General features: G+C 35.0%; 15 protein-coding genes and 1 pseudogene. 9 read left to right on the top strand and 7 right to left on the bottom strand.

Annotation, left to right across the window (positions count from 1 at the left end; all coding sequences use genetic code 11):
- Positions 1-7: 7 nt before the first annotated feature.
- Positions 8-840 (bottom strand): IS5-like element ISWpi1 family transposase gene (locus OPR52_RS01030; protein WP_094189578.1). Its coding sequence is split into 2 segments (ribosomal slippage): positions 8-471 and positions 471-840, totalling 834 coding nucleotides; the frame shifts between segments, so codons are not numbered across the junction.
- 97 nt (positions 841-937) lie between these two features.
- Between OPR52_RS01030 and OPR52_RS01035 the strand changes: the two genes are divergently transcribed.
- Positions 938-1,912 (top strand): AAA family ATPase, encoded by a 975-nt coding sequence (locus tag OPR52_RS01035; RefSeq protein ID WP_265038284.1) that lies wholly within the window; start codon positions 938-940, stop codon positions 1,910-1,912.
- A 165-nt stretch (positions 1,913-2,077) separates the two neighbouring features.
- On the opposite strand, the gene OPR52_RS01040 is transcribed toward OPR52_RS01035, so the two are convergent.
- Positions 2,078-3,274: a hypothetical protein gene (locus tag OPR52_RS01040; protein WP_264951355.1), complete on the bottom strand. Its 1,197-nt coding sequence runs from the start codon at positions 3,272-3,274 to the stop codon at positions 2,078-2,080.
- A 319-nt stretch (positions 3,275-3,593) separates the two neighbouring features.
- Here OPR52_RS01040 and OPR52_RS01045 point away from each other — a divergent pair, with 319 nt between their 5' ends.
- Positions 3,594-5,204, top strand: coding sequence for a recombinase family protein (locus tag OPR52_RS01045; protein WP_265038285.1), 1,611 nt, complete (start codon positions 3,594-3,596; stop codon positions 5,202-5,204).
- A 23-nt stretch (positions 5,205-5,227) separates the two neighbouring features.
- On the opposite strand, the gene OPR52_RS01050 is transcribed toward OPR52_RS01045, so the two are convergent.
- Positions 5,228-6,526 carry a gas vesicle protein GvpG gene (locus tag OPR52_RS01050; protein WP_265038286.1) on the bottom strand — a complete coding sequence of 433 codons (1,299 nt, stop codon included), beginning with the start codon at positions 6,524-6,526 and terminating at the stop codon, positions 5,228-5,230.
- A gap of 370 nt (positions 6,527-6,896) precedes the next feature.
- Between OPR52_RS01050 and OPR52_RS07815 the strand changes: the two are divergent.
- Positions 6,897-7,853 (top strand): annotated as a pseudogene (locus OPR52_RS07815) (IS110 family transposase).
- Positions 7,854-7,983: 130 nt separating this feature from the next.
- On the opposite strand, the gene OPR52_RS01065 reads toward OPR52_RS07815, so the two are convergent.
- Entirely contained in the window at positions 7,984-8,817 is an 834-nt protein-coding gene (locus tag OPR52_RS01065) for a hypothetical protein (protein WP_265038287.1), read from the bottom strand.
- Positions 8,818-8,984: 167 nt separating this feature from the next.
- On the opposite strand from OPR52_RS01065, the gene OPR52_RS01070 reads away from it, so the two are divergent.
- The 4 genes from OPR52_RS01070 to OPR52_RS01085 are packed head-to-tail and all read left to right on the top strand — an operon-like array spanning position 8,985 to position 11,275.
- Complete coding sequence (locus OPR52_RS01070; protein WP_264736267.1) at positions 8,985-9,623, top strand: HAD family hydrolase; 639 nt, start codon at positions 8,985-8,987, stop codon at positions 9,621-9,623.
- On the top strand, positions 9,623-10,120 hold the full coding sequence (locus tag OPR52_RS01075) for an RDD family protein (RefSeq protein ID WP_264723056.1): 498 nt from the start codon (positions 9,623-9,625) through the stop codon (positions 10,118-10,120). Before OPR52_RS01070 ends, OPR52_RS01075 begins: the two co-directional genes overlap by 1 nt.
- 59 nt (positions 10,121-10,179) lie before the next feature.
- On the top strand, positions 10,180-10,656 hold the full coding sequence (bfr, locus tag OPR52_RS01080) for a bacterioferritin (protein ID WP_264723057.1): 477 nt from the start codon (positions 10,180-10,182) through the stop codon (positions 10,654-10,656).
- A 1-nt stretch (position 10,657) separates the two neighbouring features.
- Positions 10,658-11,275, top strand: a complete 618-nt coding sequence (locus tag OPR52_RS01085) for an SURF1 family protein (RefSeq protein ID WP_264723058.1) — start codon at positions 10,658-10,660, stop codon at positions 11,273-11,275.
- Positions 11,276-11,305: 30 nt separating this feature from the next.
- Here OPR52_RS01085 and OPR52_RS01090 read toward each other — a convergent pair whose 3' ends face one another.
- Positions 11,306-13,024, bottom strand: coding sequence for a monovalent cation:proton antiporter-2 (CPA2) family protein (locus tag OPR52_RS01090; protein ID WP_265038288.1), 1,719 nt, complete (start codon positions 13,022-13,024; stop codon positions 11,306-11,308).
- Between the two features lie 5 nt (positions 13,025-13,029).
- On the bottom strand, positions 13,030-13,602 hold the full coding sequence (locus OPR52_RS01095; protein WP_213863316.1) for a thioredoxin family protein: 573 nt from the start codon (positions 13,600-13,602) through the stop codon (positions 13,030-13,032).
- 108 nt (positions 13,603-13,710) lie between these two features.
- Between OPR52_RS01095 and tmk the strand changes: the two genes are divergently transcribed.
- Positions 13,711-14,301: a dTMP kinase gene (gene tmk / locus OPR52_RS01100; RefSeq protein ID WP_264723059.1), complete on the top strand. Its 591-nt coding sequence runs from the start codon at positions 13,711-13,713 to the stop codon at positions 14,299-14,301.
- On the opposite strand, the gene OPR52_RS01105 is transcribed toward tmk, so the two are convergent.
- Positions 14,294-14,605, bottom strand: a complete 312-nt coding sequence (locus OPR52_RS01105) for a hypothetical protein (RefSeq protein ID WP_264703555.1) — start codon at positions 14,603-14,605, stop codon at positions 14,294-14,296. The two genes, tmk and OPR52_RS01105, sit on opposite strands and share 8 nt — an antisense overlap.
- 87 nt (positions 14,606-14,692) lie before the next feature.
- Here OPR52_RS01105 and OPR52_RS01110 point away from each other — a divergent pair.
- A protein-coding gene (locus OPR52_RS01110; protein ID WP_265037751.1) for an IS630 family transposase occupies positions 14,693-15,552 on the top strand; the annotation gives its coding sequence in 2 pieces (ribosomal slippage) (positions 14,693-15,017 and positions 15,017-15,552; 861 coding nt in all).
- Positions 15,553-15,841: the final 289 nt, after the last annotated feature.

A 15,841-nucleotide genomic window follows, 5' to 3' on the forward strand; every position in this document is an offset into this window, starting at 1 on the left:
AGTAAATTCAAGCATATTCCCTCTTTAACATAACCCTACTCATAGCTAGGTATATGAAATTCTCAGTGGATGTTGTGAGTAAATCATACTCCTTCGATAGCCTTCTATTCCTATTAACCCAAGCAAAAGTCCTTTCTACAACCCATCTTCTTGGCTGTACTTTAAACCCTTGTTCTCTTGTTGGTAGTAGCTCAGGTGGCGTATCTTTGTGCACCCAAAATCTACATGGAGGCCTTTTAACAATTTCAATATCTATGTCATATTCTTCCTTTATGTGATTCTTTAAATTTCTTCCTTGGTATCCCATGTCAGCCCACATTTTTTTAACTTTAGTATATTTTGTTCTCATATTGTTTAATGCTATTTTAATACCATCTCTATCATTTTCGTTAGCAGCGCCTACGTAACAACCTAGTATAAAACCCTGAGTGTCTGTAATTATATGCCTTTTTCTACCCTTTACTTTTTTACTTCCATCATAGCCTTTGATCCCCCCTTTTCTGTAGTCTTTACAGATTGACTATCTACTATACAGGCACTCGGCTGCTCATTCCTTCCTATTTTTCTTCTACTATATTTTGTAATTTCATAATTCATTTTCTCAAAAATTCCCTGCTTCTTCCATTGCCTGAACTGCTCATACACAGTCTTCCATAGCGGAAAATCATTTGGTAAATACCGCCATTGACACCCTGTACGCAATACATAGAAAATTGCTTCTAATATTTCTCTTTTGCTATACTTTGGCGGCCTTCCTCCTTTCTTGTATGATACTCTGAAGTGTTTTTCTATTCTTGCCCATTCCCTTTCGCTTAGATCTGTTGGATACTTTTTTCTCATCTTTACCCCGTACTAAAATTTCAGATATTATAGCCTTTTACTTGTTTCCGGACAACCTCTTATAGCTCTTTTTACAATAATCCGAACAGACCGTAATATGCTACTGGCCTGCTATAGCCATAAACACATATCTTATCGCATTCGGACTATTATAAGAAAGGCTATAACTACTTACTTTCAGGAATTACTTGAAGATATTAAATCATTTCAGCCAAAACTTGTAGTTCTGGATACAGCAGCAGATTTGTTTGGAGGTAACGAAAATGATCGCTCTCATGTGAGACAATTTATACAAAACTGTTGTGGCAGAATAGCGCAGATAATTAAAGGGGCTGTTTTGTTATGTGCACATCCTTCGGATTCTGGAATAATACGCAAAACTGGCACAGGAGGTTCAACAGCATGGAATAATTCTGTTCGATCTAGATGGTATTTGTCAAGACCAGAAAAGACTGGTAATGATCGTGTTCTTTGCCGAATGAAATCTAATTATTCTGCATCAGAAGAAAATAAGATTTCATTTTGTTGGCAAAATGGATCGTTTTTGCAATATGATACAAATTTTAATTCAGAAAGGGTAGTAAGGGATGATTATAATAATAAACTGGATTTAGAGCGCTTGAGAAGACATGATATAATTTTAGAATTAATTGCCAATGAAGCATATAAAGGAGAAGTGTATACTGCAGCGAGCTTTGCAAAATGCTTTGAAGGAAAGTTGGGACTTGGTAGTGAACGTAGCATTCGTGAAAGAATCAGCCATCTTGCAACCATAGGTTATATAAAATTCTTTAAAAAGGCTGTAAGATCAAGTACAAGGTCAAAGTATGGTTACTTGTGTGTAAGAGACATGGAGCTGAAGATTGCTGAAAATCAATATAGATTAGTAAAACCAGATTATTATCTCTCGTCAAACAATGGAGTAACTCTGCCTGTTGAAAACCCAGATATTTGGGTTATGCGTGATCTTACCAAATTAGATTGGCAGAATGGCAGATTGGCAAACTGCAGAATTTGCCAATCTGCCATTCTGAATTTAGTAAAAATACAAGAAAATCAATATCTTATATAGTTTTGTACAAACGTCAGATTGGCAAGATGGCAAAAAATTGCCAACTAGAAGGAGTAGCCAAAAGCGCTCTTCTCAGGCTGGTTTCAGCAAGTTGGCAGATTGGCAAATTACCTTATATATATAAATATACTATGGTTATATCATAGTATATTTAAACTTAAAAGATCAGCAATTTGCTCGTGAAAGGATTTTAAGACCATAAGATTGTTTTATATGTTTCTTCAGTTCCTCTCTTTCCTTTTTATTGAGTGGATGCTCTGAATAATAAACTTCCCCACTTATTTTGAAAGAAAATGTTACCTTTTTGTTTTGGAACATTACTTTAGCTGATTGAATAGATTGTAGTATATTGCCAATAGATGACTTTAAAATATGTAACTCTGGTGCAATAGGATCATACGGCTTTACACTCAAAGTAAGATATGTATTACTATTTTTGAAATAATCTGACTTAAAATTTAACTCAAATATACAAATATTAGGGTCAGAACCCTCTATACATGCTTGAAGAAATTTATGCACTTGTAGTGGAAAGTTCTTATCCTGTATATTTACAAAAGTACATTCGCAGTTAAAATAACCACTTACAATACTATTTGCTATTTCCACAGCTTTATTAGTATTTTTAGCACAGAGATTAACCTTTGTACCATCAAGCGAAAAATCTAAAATCATCCACTCAGGTTTATGACCATGAACAACTTTGTTTGAATTAAGCAGTAAATCCATGTCACTTCCTCGACGTACAAACATATATATTCGATCTTGATGATGGAAAAAACCCTGCAACTGGTCATCATCCTTAAGTATCTGCTCTACGGCTTCTTGTGACATAAATTCCTTAAATGAAGTATTTATTTGTCTTGGTGATTTCTGTAGAGCAAATGATACGAAACCTTTCTTTTGTACTTTATCAAAGTGATAGACAAATTTTAGAAGTTTGCAATTTATGTGAAATAGTAAAAACAATAAGGATCTTTTATCATACTTAGTGTTATTTTTTATCAGGTATGATCTCATTAACTCTTGAGTAAGGGCAAATCTTGCTACTTCACTGACTGTAGCCTCAAGCTTTGTACAATCAAAGTAGCTAATGAGATAATAGTTAAAAAGAGAGTCAGAGTAACTGGTAAGTATCTTACGTTTTTGTTGAGTGGATCTATCGTCATAATCTCCGTCCTGAAAAAGTTGTCCATTTAAATGATTTTTAAAGCAATGCTGAAAAATGATGCTCAGTTGTTTACCAGAAAGGGAATCTAACCAAGATTGACGTATATTATAATCCTGAAAACGTTCTAGTAAAAGGTTGACCGGAACTTCTAAATCACTTTCCCAGAATTCGTAACTTGGATGAACATTCATACCATATTAAATAAGCTATATTATACATAATATGACAATTCAAGCAAAGATTTTTTGGACATAATTTTTTCAAATCTTGTATATTTAATTAGGGAGAATTTGTGTAAACTAGATAGCTTTCTTAAATGGAACATAAGGTGTGCATTGGTTTAGTTTAATAGAAGTCTCCTAACCTATAAAAAAATTCACAGGAAGAAAAACATGCAAAAAGGGGAATTAACTATTAATTGCCGTTATGAACCTCACAGGTTGGCGGGTACATATTTGGCAAATGCTTATGAACAATTATTGAAATGTAAAACAAAGGAGGTAGAAGAAAATGACAACGGTAAGCTTGTATGCAAGAGTTTCATCAAGACAACAGGCACAGGAGAATACAATAGAGAGTCAGATTGTAGAATTGGAGCGTCGCATTGGTAGTGATGGACATGAGTTATTAGATGAGCATAAGTTTGTCGATAATGGTTATAGTGGATCAAATTTAGAACGTCCTGGCTTAGAGAGTTTACGTGATAGAGTAGCAGAAGGTAAGATTGATAAGATATATATTCATTCACCTGATCGGTTATCACGCAAATCTGCATACCAAGCGCTCTTACTCGAAGAGTTTAGAAAAGCAGGTTCAGAGGTTGTTTTCTTAAATCATAAATTTGAGGATAACCCAGAATCTAATATGTTTTTAGGAATTCAAGGATTAGTAGCAGAGTATGAACGTGCAAAGATTATGGAACGTAATCGCAGAGGAAAACTTCATGCAGCTAAAACTGGCCGTATCAGTGTAATGAGTAATGCACCTTATGGTTATCGCTACATAGCAAAACATGTAGGTGAAGGAAGTGCTCAGTTTGAGATTAATGAAGAAGAGGCAAATGTAGTACGCAAAATATTTAATTGGGTTGGTCAAGAAAGAATAAGCATCAATGAAGTTATACGTAGACTTAGCGAGATATCGGTAATAACACAAACAGGAAAGGAACGTTGGAAAAGAAGTACTATCTGGAAGATGTTAAAAAATCCTGCTTATATAGGACGAGCAGCTTATGGTAAAACTAAGGCATGCTCGAAGCCACAAGTAAGGAAATCAAAAAAAGGAACTTGTGGTAAACTCAAAAATGGTCATTTTAGTAATGATAAAGAGAACTGGATTTACGTTCCAGTGCCAAAAATAATCAGTGATAATTTATTTGATTCAGTGCAAGTACAGCTAACTGAAAATAGGCAAAGGGCAAGAGCTCGAGAAAGAAAAGAAACTTTTTTGTTGCGGAGTTTAACAGTATGTCAGCGTTGCCAATATACTTATTGTGGTGTATATAGTAGAAATAAACGTTATTCTTACTACCGTTGTTCTGGCTCCAGGTTTAATGGCAACAGAATATGTGACAATAAATCAATACGCACTGATGTATTAGATGCAGTTATATGGGAAGAAGTCAAGAGTATACTAAAAGAGCCAGATAGGATTGCAAATGAATATCAACGTAGATTGTCAGAGAACAAAAAACCTCTACATAATCAAACACGTGAAAAGCAAGAAAGTAAGTTAAGATTAAGTATAAAAAAATTTATAGATAGCTATGCCAAAGGGTTTATAAGCCAAGAAGAATTTGAGCCAAGAATTACAACAATGAAACAGCATTTAAAAGAAATTGAGGAGGAAAAAGAAAAAGTACTTGATCAAAAGAAATTACAACAAGAATTGAGCCTTGTTACAGATAGCTTGAAAAACTTTTCCTCAAGTGTTGAATCAAAACTTGATCTGGTAGATTGGCAGACTAAGCAAAATATTATTAGAATGTTAATTCATCAAATTGAAATCAATCACAATCACTTGTATATAGTATTTCGCATAAAAAGTCTTGCAAACTTTGATCAAAATAGCCATAATAGAATTATGCAATGTTGTACTAGTCGTACAGACACTGGGATCTAGTCTTTTTGTCATCTAAAGCTACACTAGTATCCCCTTGATGGTGCTCTTTCTGGTGCCTTTCCCATTGAATCCACATGATTATTAACTTTTACATTACTACATTCGCTTGCTGGCTGAGCATTACTTACAGAACCTTCATTCTCAGCATCATTCCAAACACCAACTGTAAAATCGTATTCATAATCAGCAACAGAACTTTTGACAGATTGATTCGGAGCTCTTCTGTTAGCTTGATTAGATTGCTCTGGGACTTCTCTGTTAGAAGCAGATTCCCGAGCAGATTGTCCTGAAGCACTTCCGCTAGGAATAGAACTCTCAGCAGATTGATTCGAAGCTTCTTTGCTGGAAATAGAGCTTTGAGCAGGCCGGCTTGGAGTGCTTCCGTGGGTCTCTAGGTTTTTTCTTATTTGCCAATCACTATCGCATCTTTGCACTCTCCGATTTTGTACCTTCCCTGTCGTATTCGTTGCAGTCTTTGGATCAGGTGGACACACCCCTTTCTTCGGCTTCGCTTTTTTGTCTTCTTTATTTACTTCTTGTTTTGGCAAATTCTCAATATCCTCCTTACCTCTATCATGTGTTTGCACAAAAGGCACTCGATCTTTCAGAGAATTCGACAAAAGATCAAGCTCTGGTTTGCTCAGAGGAATTGGCCTTACAAATCCTGGTGAAATTTCAAAAAGGAAAACTGGCACTTTAGGCTTTTCTCTTTCATCTACCTTGATTTCTACGTCTTTATGAACTTCTTTAATTGCTTCTTCCTTTAATGATGTTTTTTCTGCTTTTTTATCTTCTTTTTCTGTAGATGCCGCTACCGCAGCCGCCAACTCAACTCCAAACATCTCTGCGAACATTGTAACAATCCATCCGACAACGGCCATTTGTAACCTGAGTTTCAGATCTTGCAATGCAGTTAATCTTTCTAACGCCCTTGCAAACTCTTCTTCTGATAACTCACCACTGCCTAATTTTTCCTGCAATTCTTTTATCTCTTTGTCCAACCTCTGATTGAAACTTAAATCGCGTGCAAAAATCTTCTTGATTAACTCCTTAAGCTTGTCACGCATAAATTTAATTATCGAAAGAAGCCAATTTTTTTCTTTCTTCTCCTTGAGCATTTGGTAGATTTTCGGATCATCTACATTTACTTCAAAAAGGTTAAAGAGAGCTTCAAAGAAATTCCAGAAATCTCCGAGTACTCTTCCTTTTTCACCAGTGAAGTAATCCTCATCATCACCTTCTCCGATATGTAGCTCTGCTTGAGATGGGATTTCATCGATACAACTAAAAGCCTGACGCTCACACTCGAGCCTCCTGAGCAAATCTTGTCTGGTGAGCTCCTCTACGCACTGCCTCTATTGCTCTGATATAGCTAAAGTGACTTACGATAATTTGAAAAACAAAAATTCGTCATTCCGCTACTTGTTAGCGGAATCTATACCGCGAATGAATCGCGGTATGACGTAGGACTGCTGTCATCCCAGTGCGTGACACTTGTATCTTTATGATGTGAGGCATTAGAGCTAAAATACCTCACAGGGAGGGTGAAGCTGATGCGACACTAATGCCATTAAGCCAGATTTTGCTTCCCTCCCATAGAGTTAAAGACTGAACAGTATCTTTTGGAATTATATCCCGTATTACAAGGTTAGTCTAAACTCTCAGTTTATTTATAGTCTTGGAGGCAATTTTATGCAAGTAAATGCTATTTTGGGTGTGGATATTTCAAAAAAGAAATTTGATGTTTGTTAGTGGACAGTAAAAAACGACACAAAGTCTTTCAAAATAATCAAGATGGTTTTGCAAAACTTGTAGTTTGGTGCAATGGCCATGGAGCAAATCTTACTCATTTATGTCTTGAAGCAACTAGTTGGTATGGAGAAGATTTGGCTACTTTTATGCACGATTTAGGACATAATGTCAGTATAGTAAACCCAGAAAGCTTTTGGCAAAAGTGAGCTGCTCAGAAATAAGACAGATAAATCAGATGCAGCTATGATAGCTAGATTTTGTATCGCCAACAAACCTGCTCTTTGGAAGCCCATTGCACCTGAAATGAGGCATTTGAGGGAGCTTTACCGTTGCATGCAATCGCTAAAAGATGATAAGGTGCAACAGACAAATCGCTTGGAAAACAAAAATATGCATTCCAGTTGCAAAGAAGCTATATCTAAAGTAATTTTGGCAATAGAGGAGCAAATTATTGTTCTCGAAAAAGAAATTAATGAGCATATAAATAACTATCCACATCTAAAAAATATGGTGGAAAACCTTAAGACTATAAAAGGTATAGGATATCTTACTGCTGTTGCTGTTGTCGCAGAAATGCCATCAGTTGATAACTTTGACAATGCTAAACAATTTACAGCTTTTGCTGGTCTAAATCCAGGACATTATCAATCGGGATCGTCAGTAAGTAAGAGAAGTTGCATATGCAAAATAGGATCTGAGCGTATTCGAAAAGCTCTTTATATGCCAGCTATAGTAGTCAAAAACCATAATAATCATTTTCAAAAGTTTTGTCAGCGTCTAGCAAGTAAAGGCAAATGTCCAAAAGTCATAGTTCTTGCGTTAATGCGAAAATTAATGCATGTCTTTTTTGGTATTCTTAAAAATAATCAACCATTTAATTGTAATTTTGTTGGATAATTTGTTTGACAGCAGAGACAGTATCTGGGATGACACCCTGACAATCGTCATCCCGCTACGTGTTAGCGGGATCTAGAGATACCGCGGCGGTATGACGGTTCGTGGCGGTATAATGAAGCTTGAAAGCGGATCACCTTTCACGACCCGTGTTTACTTCATTCACTTTAGGAGTATTAACAGGCGTTATTGCTGGGTTCTCAAGCTTTGTTGCCTGCTTCAAACCCTCGCTTACACTTTTGTCCTTTAAAATTTCATCAAGCTGCTTACTCTTTTGTTGCTCTTCGTTATTTGACGTATCTCTTTGAGCATCTTCTTTCATGCCACGAGCATTCTCTACATCCTTTTCACCTTCACCCAAAAGTTTTTCTAATATTTTCTTAACAAAGCGCTTCAGAAGACTCAAAAACCCTTCTTCTTTTTGATTTCCTTGTGGTTGAGGCGTGGTATCTTTTTTGTCCGGCTCAGTGTTGAGCTTCTCTTTTACAGAACTCTTGCTCACTGAGGGACTAACGATGTGCTCTGATGGCTGTGTATCTGTTTGTACAGAAGCCTCAGAAGTCTTTTTTTGTCCACTCTGTTCAACACTTTTACCTTCTGTTGTAGTTTCTCTAAGAGTGTTAGCTGCTTCTTGAAATTTTTTGTCATTTTTTAATTCTGCAACTTTTTCACTTGTGAAGATGCCCTTCCCTTTATATTGTTGGTCAAGCTCAGCAATTCTTTCAAAATCTTGACGTACTTTTTCATCTGCACGTCCTTTTTGACTTTCAAATTTCTGACTCAATTCTGCAACGTTTTTCATTTTGTTCTCAAGCTCCTTACTTTTCACAGCTTTTAGAGCCTCTGTTCCTTTTGCGATATAATTAACCTTCTCTTCTAATGAGGTACCTTCTGGAAAAGCACCTGGAGAACGTTCAAAAACATCTTTAAACTTTTTTTCAACACTTTCTTTAGATGTCTGGGCCATACCTGTTACCTATTAAAACATATCATATAACCAGTATATTAGCTAATTATATAAAAAACAGTTAACATAACTTGTGGTAAAAAGTGTTTATCAAGGGCGTCCTATTTATATCTTTTTCATTAAAATGCTATTTACTTATTAAGTTAAAATGTATAATTATATAAGAAATGAAAGATAGCCCATTAGCAGTAGTATTCGATTGGGATAATACCTTAGTTGACACTCAAGATAACATTTTTAATGCTATTAAACATACCATAAACTCAATGGGGTATAGTAATAAAGCTGCTGATAGAAATTCCCATGAGTCGAGAAAGAGCTATATGGTCAATTTATTTGGCGATCAGTGGAAAAAAGCGAATCAGATATATCAACAATATTTAGATGATGCACTATTGCAAAACATTGCTTTGAATCAAGGAGTAGAGAAAATGTTGCAGACACTGAAAAGCCACAATATTTATCTAGCAATAGTAAGTAATAAGAAAAATACTAATTTACGTGAAGAAGTTACCTATTTTAAACTGGATTCTTACTTTGAAAGAGTGGTTGGGTCATGCGATACCGCGGAAGATAAACCATCTGCAACCCCACTGCTATTTGCACTAGAAGAGAGTACGTTGCCTATAAATAGAGAAAATGTGTTTTTCGTTGGTGATAGCATCACAGATGTTCTGTGTGCACAAAATGCCAATTGTTTACCTATTATATACGGTCAATCAATAAGCGGTTATGAAGATTTGTTATGTTTTCAACATTTTGATAAGCTTACAGATTTTATAATAAAGTATTTAGAAGATAGGTAATGACCACTGTTACAGAGATTGCCAGTATAATAAGACGCTTTTGCGCATATTTGATAGATAGAGCAATTTTATTAATTCCAAACTTATTAATCAGACTATTGTTAAAGAATTTTCCGTTAATTTCATCTATGTGTATAGATTGCAGTTACTTCACATATTTTATATCTTCAAAAGCCCAAGCAACTCCTGGTCAGCAATTAATGAACATACATACCATAAGCTTGGACGGTTCTAAAATAGATTTGAGTTTAGCATTTGATAGAAGCATTTCTCAGTTTTTTCTTTCTCTATTATATAACATAATAGTTATCCTCATCGAGCTTTTCCAAGAACAGGACGTGTTAATAAACGCTTTCGATATATTAATAGTGCTACTCACTATATTAACGGTGCTGCTCACTCTCTGCTGGTATCTAGTTGCTTGCTTCTCTAAGAAAAAACAGACATACCACGACATGCTATTTAATACGGTTGTTATCAAAGGAACTATTAAATGAGTTGCTATAACTATCGTTATCATATAAATTATGCTGATAAATTGAACTAAGGGAAGATTATGAATGAAGAGATAGTAAAATGTTTGAATAAATTATTGACCAATGAGCTGACTTCTGTACGCCAGTATCTTTTGCATTTTGCGGTTCTCAAAAACAATGGAATTAATAGACTTGCAGAAAAGGTAAAAAATGAGCTTAACGAAGAACTTGAACATGCAAACAAGTTGGCAGAAAGAATTTTGTTATTTAAAGGAGTTCCAAATTTTCAGGATACAAACGAAATATCAAAGCATGATGGAAAGTTTACAAAAGACACAATACGGAAAATCTTAGAAGCTAATTTGAAATTAGAGGGAAAAGGTATCAAAGATATCAAAGAAACGATTTCTATCGCTGAGAAAGAAAAGGATTTTGTTAGTGTAATGTTATTAGAAGAGATGTTAAAAAATGAAGAAGAGCACTTCCATTGGATTGAGAAACAGATTGACCTTATTGAACTAATGGGTGTTGAAAACTATTTAAGAACACAAATATAGAGTGTTAAAAAAAATAGTATTTATTTTAATTGTACCTTGCTTGCTCCTTTTTTTATTAGGATTATGGCAAGTATTCAGATTGAACTGGAAGAATAATATTATCAAAAATATGAGTCTTCCAGTTGTTCATCTATTGCCCAATAACGACCTTGAAAAATTTAACTATAGGCATGTCAAGATTGATGGGATTCTAAGTGACATAGAACTATATGTTTTTGCAGGACAACATGGCTATCATGTGTTATCTCCTATGCTACTTACTACTGGAAATTATATGCTAGTGAACAAAGGAATAGTTAAAGAAAAAAAAGAGGAAAGAGCAAAAATTGAAAAAGTAGCTGCAGGTGGAGTTTTATATTGCAATAGCAGTAAAAGCAAAAATTGGTTTATCAAGAACGATACTGCTTCGAATACATGGTTTACCCTGAGTACAGAAGAAATTTCCAATGAGTTAGGTATTAAGCTAGAGAAGTGTGTATTGTGGCCGAACAATTTTGGTAGCAAATTAGCTGTACAGCCAATGAAGCATTTGGAATATGCAATCACTTGGTTTGCACTTTCCTTAATTTGGTTGATTATGTGCGTAATTTACTATAGGCAAAACCTCAATAAAGCTTGAAGCTTTCTGTACATAAAATTAGAGAAGTAGTTATTCATCTTTATCACTACCAAGGTCTTTTAACATACTGTAATTGCCTTTTCTGAATCTACTTTTTAAAGACGTAACTCCACTTTCGCTAATACCACTAAGGCTCAGTGCAGCTCCACCTAGCTGCAATCCTATCTCAGATGTTTCAGGAATAATTTTACTAGCTCCTAGATCTCTATAAACCTCCACATTACTCAGATCTGGTAAGCGTATTACAATATTTACATGCGGAAAATTTGCTGCAACTAAAGAAACAACTTTTTTTATAGTAACTTCATTCTTTATTGAAATAACGAGAGCTTGAGCTCTTTCTATTCCTACAGATTTTAAAATTTCACATCTTGTAACATCTCCAAGATATATAGGAAAACTATCACTTTTTCCTTCTTTGACTATTTTCGATTGAATATCTACAACAACGTAACTTAAATGCTCTGCCGTAAGCATTTTTGTTACCATATATCCCACTCTACCAAATCCAGCAACTATCACATGGTTATAAAGATCTTGTGTATCTGTTTCAACAGCTTCATCATCTAATATTGTTTTCTCAGTGCTAAATGAGTTTGCTATCCAATCTCCAAGCCCCGATAAAAGAGGAGTGAAAGCCATGGTTACTGTAGTTACCATCATAAGTACTTGAGCGATTTCACTTGGTAGCACATTTAGCTCATCTGCTAAGCGAAACAAAATAAACGCAAATTCACCGCCTTGTGAAAGCAGTAACCCAGCTTGTATAGCAGGTGCACTCTTAAACCCAAAAAATCTACACAATATATATATAATAGATGTTTTTAAAACGATAAGGATAATCGATAATAAAGTAATTAGTGGTAACTTATTGAGTAAAAGTTCGGTATTGATGGACATACCAACAGTCATGAAAAATAAGCCAAGAAACAAATCTTTAAATGGCAATACTGCGTGTTCTACTGAGTGTCTATATTCTGTTTCTGCAACTAACAATCCAGCAACAAATGCACCTAATGCTAACGATAAATGGAATTGCTCAGTAATAAATGCTGCTCCTAATACTATTAAAAGCGTTGTTGATATAAAGATCTCATTACTTTCCATTTTAGCAATAACCGAAAATAAAGGTCTAAGCAATAATCTACCAGTTATAAATATCAGCACTAATGCAATAGCTGCTTGCACCAATGAACCTGCCAATGAGCTTATCAGGCTGTGCTCAGAATTGCCAGTAAGTAAAGGTACCAATACTATTAATGGTACCACTGCAAAATCTTGCATTAATAGCACTGCTATCGACAACCTACCAACCTGACTTGCTTGAGAACCTTTTTCTTGCAGAACCTGCAACACTATTGCTGTTGAGGATAGCGCAAGCCCACCACCAATAACTGTTGCTATATTCGTATTCACTCCGAAAGCAAGAGCGATGCACCATATTGCTACCATGGTAACTATAACTTGAAGAGAACCGAACCCAAATACATGAATACGCATAGCGATCAGGCGTTCAAATGTCAATTCAAGGCCTATAATGAATAATAGAAAAACTACACCAAATTCTGCAAGATTATCCATTACTTCAGCTGAGTGTATCAGATTAAATCCGTGAGAACCAATAACTGCACCTGCAACGAAGTAACCAAGCACTGGACTAATATTCATTTTCCAAAATGCTATGACTATAAACACAGCAGCAGAAAGCAAAATTATAATATCAAACAAATGCTGAGAGCCACTGTGCATGATATTTAACCTGTAGAATTAGACCATTTAATTGAGCAGCCAATACTTGATTTTTGGTCAATTGGAGAATTACCAGTTTCTGCAATAAATTTCATAGCTTGAAATAAGTCACTACTTCCTACTTCATAGCTTTGAACCTTTTCTTTTTTTGCGTCGTTAAAACGTCCACGATAGCAAAGGTTTAAATTGGAATTAAAGCCGAAAAAGTCAGGAGTGCAAACAGCCCCGTATTCTTTAGCTATTTTCTGTGTACTATCAATTAAATATGGAAATGTAAACTTATTTTCCTTGGCAAAATTAATCATATTTTCAAAGGAATCTTCTGGATATTCATTTACATCATTTGGCATTATTGCAATGGTGTTTACCTGATAATCTTTTTTCAATTGATCAACATCGCTTACCAGATTGCTAATAATTGACTGAACGTAAGGACAGTGATTGCATATAAACATTATAATAAGACCATTTTTTCCACAACAGTCACTTAATGCATAATATTTATTGTCTACTCCCAAAAGATTAAAATCTTTTGCAGTAAAACTAAAATCGACTTTAGGAGTATTCAGAGCAACCATAGACTATTATTATACCACATGTAATTTACGGTCTTATTATTTAAATGTCAAACGGTTTCTATGTATACTGTTTGCATATTCTTTTTTAGTATTATAATTATAAAACTTATGTTCATAACTTTCGAAGGAATAGACGGCTCTGGTAAAACAACACAATCTAAGCTACTTACAAATCATTTTAAGCAAATTCGCGGCGAAAATAATGTGGTATTGACTCGAGAACCAGGTGGCACTAACTTTGCAGAGAAGGTAAGAGGAGTATTGTTAACGAATAATATTGATTCTATTTCTGAACTCTTGCTACTTATCTCGATGAGGCGCGAACATATGAAAAAATTAATATTACCAGCTCTTGCAGAAGGAAAAATAGTGATTTGTGATCGGTTTATTGATTCAACTATTGCATATCAAGGATATGGGTTTGGAGTTGACTTAGGGCTAATAAGGGACTTACATAAGCTAGTGGAAATTAAATATCCAGATATTACATTCATTCTAGATATTGATGTTAAAGTTGGGTTAAATAGAGCAAAAGACAAGAATAAATATGAAGAAATGGATGTTAATTTTTACAATAAGGTCAGAAAAGGATTTCAGGAAATAGCCATAAAAGAGCCCGTTAGGTGCAGTGTTATCACTGGAATTGAAACAAAAAATGATAATCACGTACACAATGAAATTATTGATAAAATCACCTAGCTTGTGATAGAAAATTATCAATTTCAGGTAACATTATTTCATATGAATAACTTTTTGTTTGAGTAGCTAAAAAATCCTGTATTTTGTCTGGATCTTCTTCACTTATCATCTTATATGCCCTTGCGAGGTTCATTAATTCACTTCTATTTTTTTTATTGCTTACTTCAGTAATAGTAAAAAATTGATCAAAATGGTCTAAGAGGTCTTTATTTTTTATTGAAGACACAATATCGTCAATTTCTTTCACATATAATGCAAGTTTGTGTGCTTTACTACGATCTTCAAAACAAAGATTAACAAGCACGTTACGAAACCTATCTTTCGTAGTATAGCTCTTTCCATAAAAGTCCGGATGTGATAGGATAAGGGTAGATGATGATAAGGAGGTTGAATGCCAGCAGCATATAGTTATGATTTAAGAAAAAAAGCAATGGAAGCGCTAGACGAAGGAGAAAGCAGAGAAACAGTGGCAGCAAGATTTAAGATTGGACGAACTACTTTATGGGAGTGGCAGCAAAGAAGAAAAGAAACAGGAGACTTTCAATCAAAAAAACTTGGAAATGGGGGTTACAATCACAAAATTACCGACTGGGATACCTTTGCCAAATTTGCCAGAGAACACGGAGGAAAGACTCTATCGGAAATGGCTAAACTTTGGAACAACGTTAGTATCCAAACGATCTATCGAGCCCTTAAAAAAATTGAATTTACGCGCAAAAAAAGACATATGGATACAAGGAAAGAAACGAAGAAAAACGTGCTGAATTTTTGAAAATTATAGCGACAAAAGAACCTAAAAACTTAGTGTATATAGATGAGTCTGGCATTGATAACACCGAAGACTACCCCTACGGATATTGCCAGAAAGGACAGCGGTTTTATGCCTTAAAATCTGGAAAGAAAACTCAACGAATCAGTATGGTTGCAGCCTTAAGTGGAAGAAAGATAGTTGTTCCGTTAACCTTTGAAGGCCACTGTAATATGGATGTTTTTAATGGATGGTTTGAGCAATTTTTGACACCGATCTTGGAACCTGGACAGACTGTCATTCTTGACAATGCTACTTTTCATAAGTCTGATAAGATTATCGAGCTTGCTAAAGGGGTTGGTGCAGAAATTTTGTATCTGCCGCCTTATTCTCCAGATTTCAACAAAATTGAGCATCATTGGTTTGCTATAAAAAACAGAGCCAGGAAAAACATTCCTCTATTCGAATCCTTTCGTCGTGCTGTTGATTCTGCCTTCCTATGACCTGTTCGGACTATTATGAGAAATGCTATACTTCTCACTTCTGCTAATAAGGACTTAATATTTTCTTGGCAATGCACTCTCTTTACCGATTCATCCGGTTCAACCATACCAAGAACATTCTTTACCAAAGATTTTTCTTCACAACTAAATATGAACATGTAATAACCCATCGATAAAGTGAAGAGCAAGAACATAGCCGGAAGTAAAAACGGAGCTAATACATTTTGTGACGCAGGGAAAATAAACCAGGTAACAGTTGCTATTGACACAGTTACAAATAATCCTGATA

Source organism: Wolbachia endosymbiont (group A) of Hylaeus communis (assembly GCF_947251915.1).
GTDB classification, from domain to species: domain Bacteria; phylum Pseudomonadota; class Alphaproteobacteria; order Rickettsiales; family Anaplasmataceae; genus Wolbachia; species Wolbachia pipientis.

Excerpts from the sequence above, each read along its gene's own strand:
- OPR52_RS01035 (WP_265038284.1), top strand. The coding sequence starts at position 938 with ATGCTACTGGCCTGCTATAGCCATAAACACATATCTTATCGCATTCGG.
- OPR52_RS01040 (WP_264951355.1), bottom strand. The coding sequence starts at position 3,274 with ATGAATGTTCATCCAAGTTACGAATTCTGGGAAAGTGATTTAGAAGTT.
- OPR52_RS01045 (WP_265038285.1), top strand. The coding sequence starts at position 3,594 with ATGACAACGGTAAGCTTGTATGCAAGAGTTTCATCAAGACAACAGGCA.
- OPR52_RS01065 (WP_265038287.1), bottom strand. The coding sequence starts at position 8,817 with ATGGCCCAGACATCTAAAGAAAGTGTTGAAAAAAAGTTTAAAGATGTT.
- OPR52_RS01070 (WP_264736267.1), top strand. The coding sequence starts at position 8,985 with ATGAAAGATAGCCCATTAGCAGTAGTATTCGATTGGGATAATACCTTA.
- OPR52_RS01075 (WP_264723056.1), top strand. The coding sequence starts at position 9,623 with ATGACCACTGTTACAGAGATTGCCAGTATAATAAGACGCTTTTGCGCA.
- bfr (WP_264723057.1), top strand. The coding sequence starts at position 10,180 with ATGAATGAAGAGATAGTAAAATGTTTGAATAAATTATTGACCAATGAG.
- OPR52_RS01090 (WP_265038288.1), bottom strand. The coding sequence starts at position 13,024 with ATGCACAGTGGCTCTCAGCATTTGTTTGATATTATAATTTTGCTTTCT.
- OPR52_RS01095 (WP_213863316.1), bottom strand. The coding sequence starts at position 13,602 with ATGGTTGCTCTGAATACTCCTAAAGTCGATTTTAGTTTTACTGCAAAA.
- tmk (WP_264723059.1), top strand. The coding sequence starts at position 13,711 with ATGTTCATAACTTTCGAAGGAATAGACGGCTCTGGTAAAACAACACAA.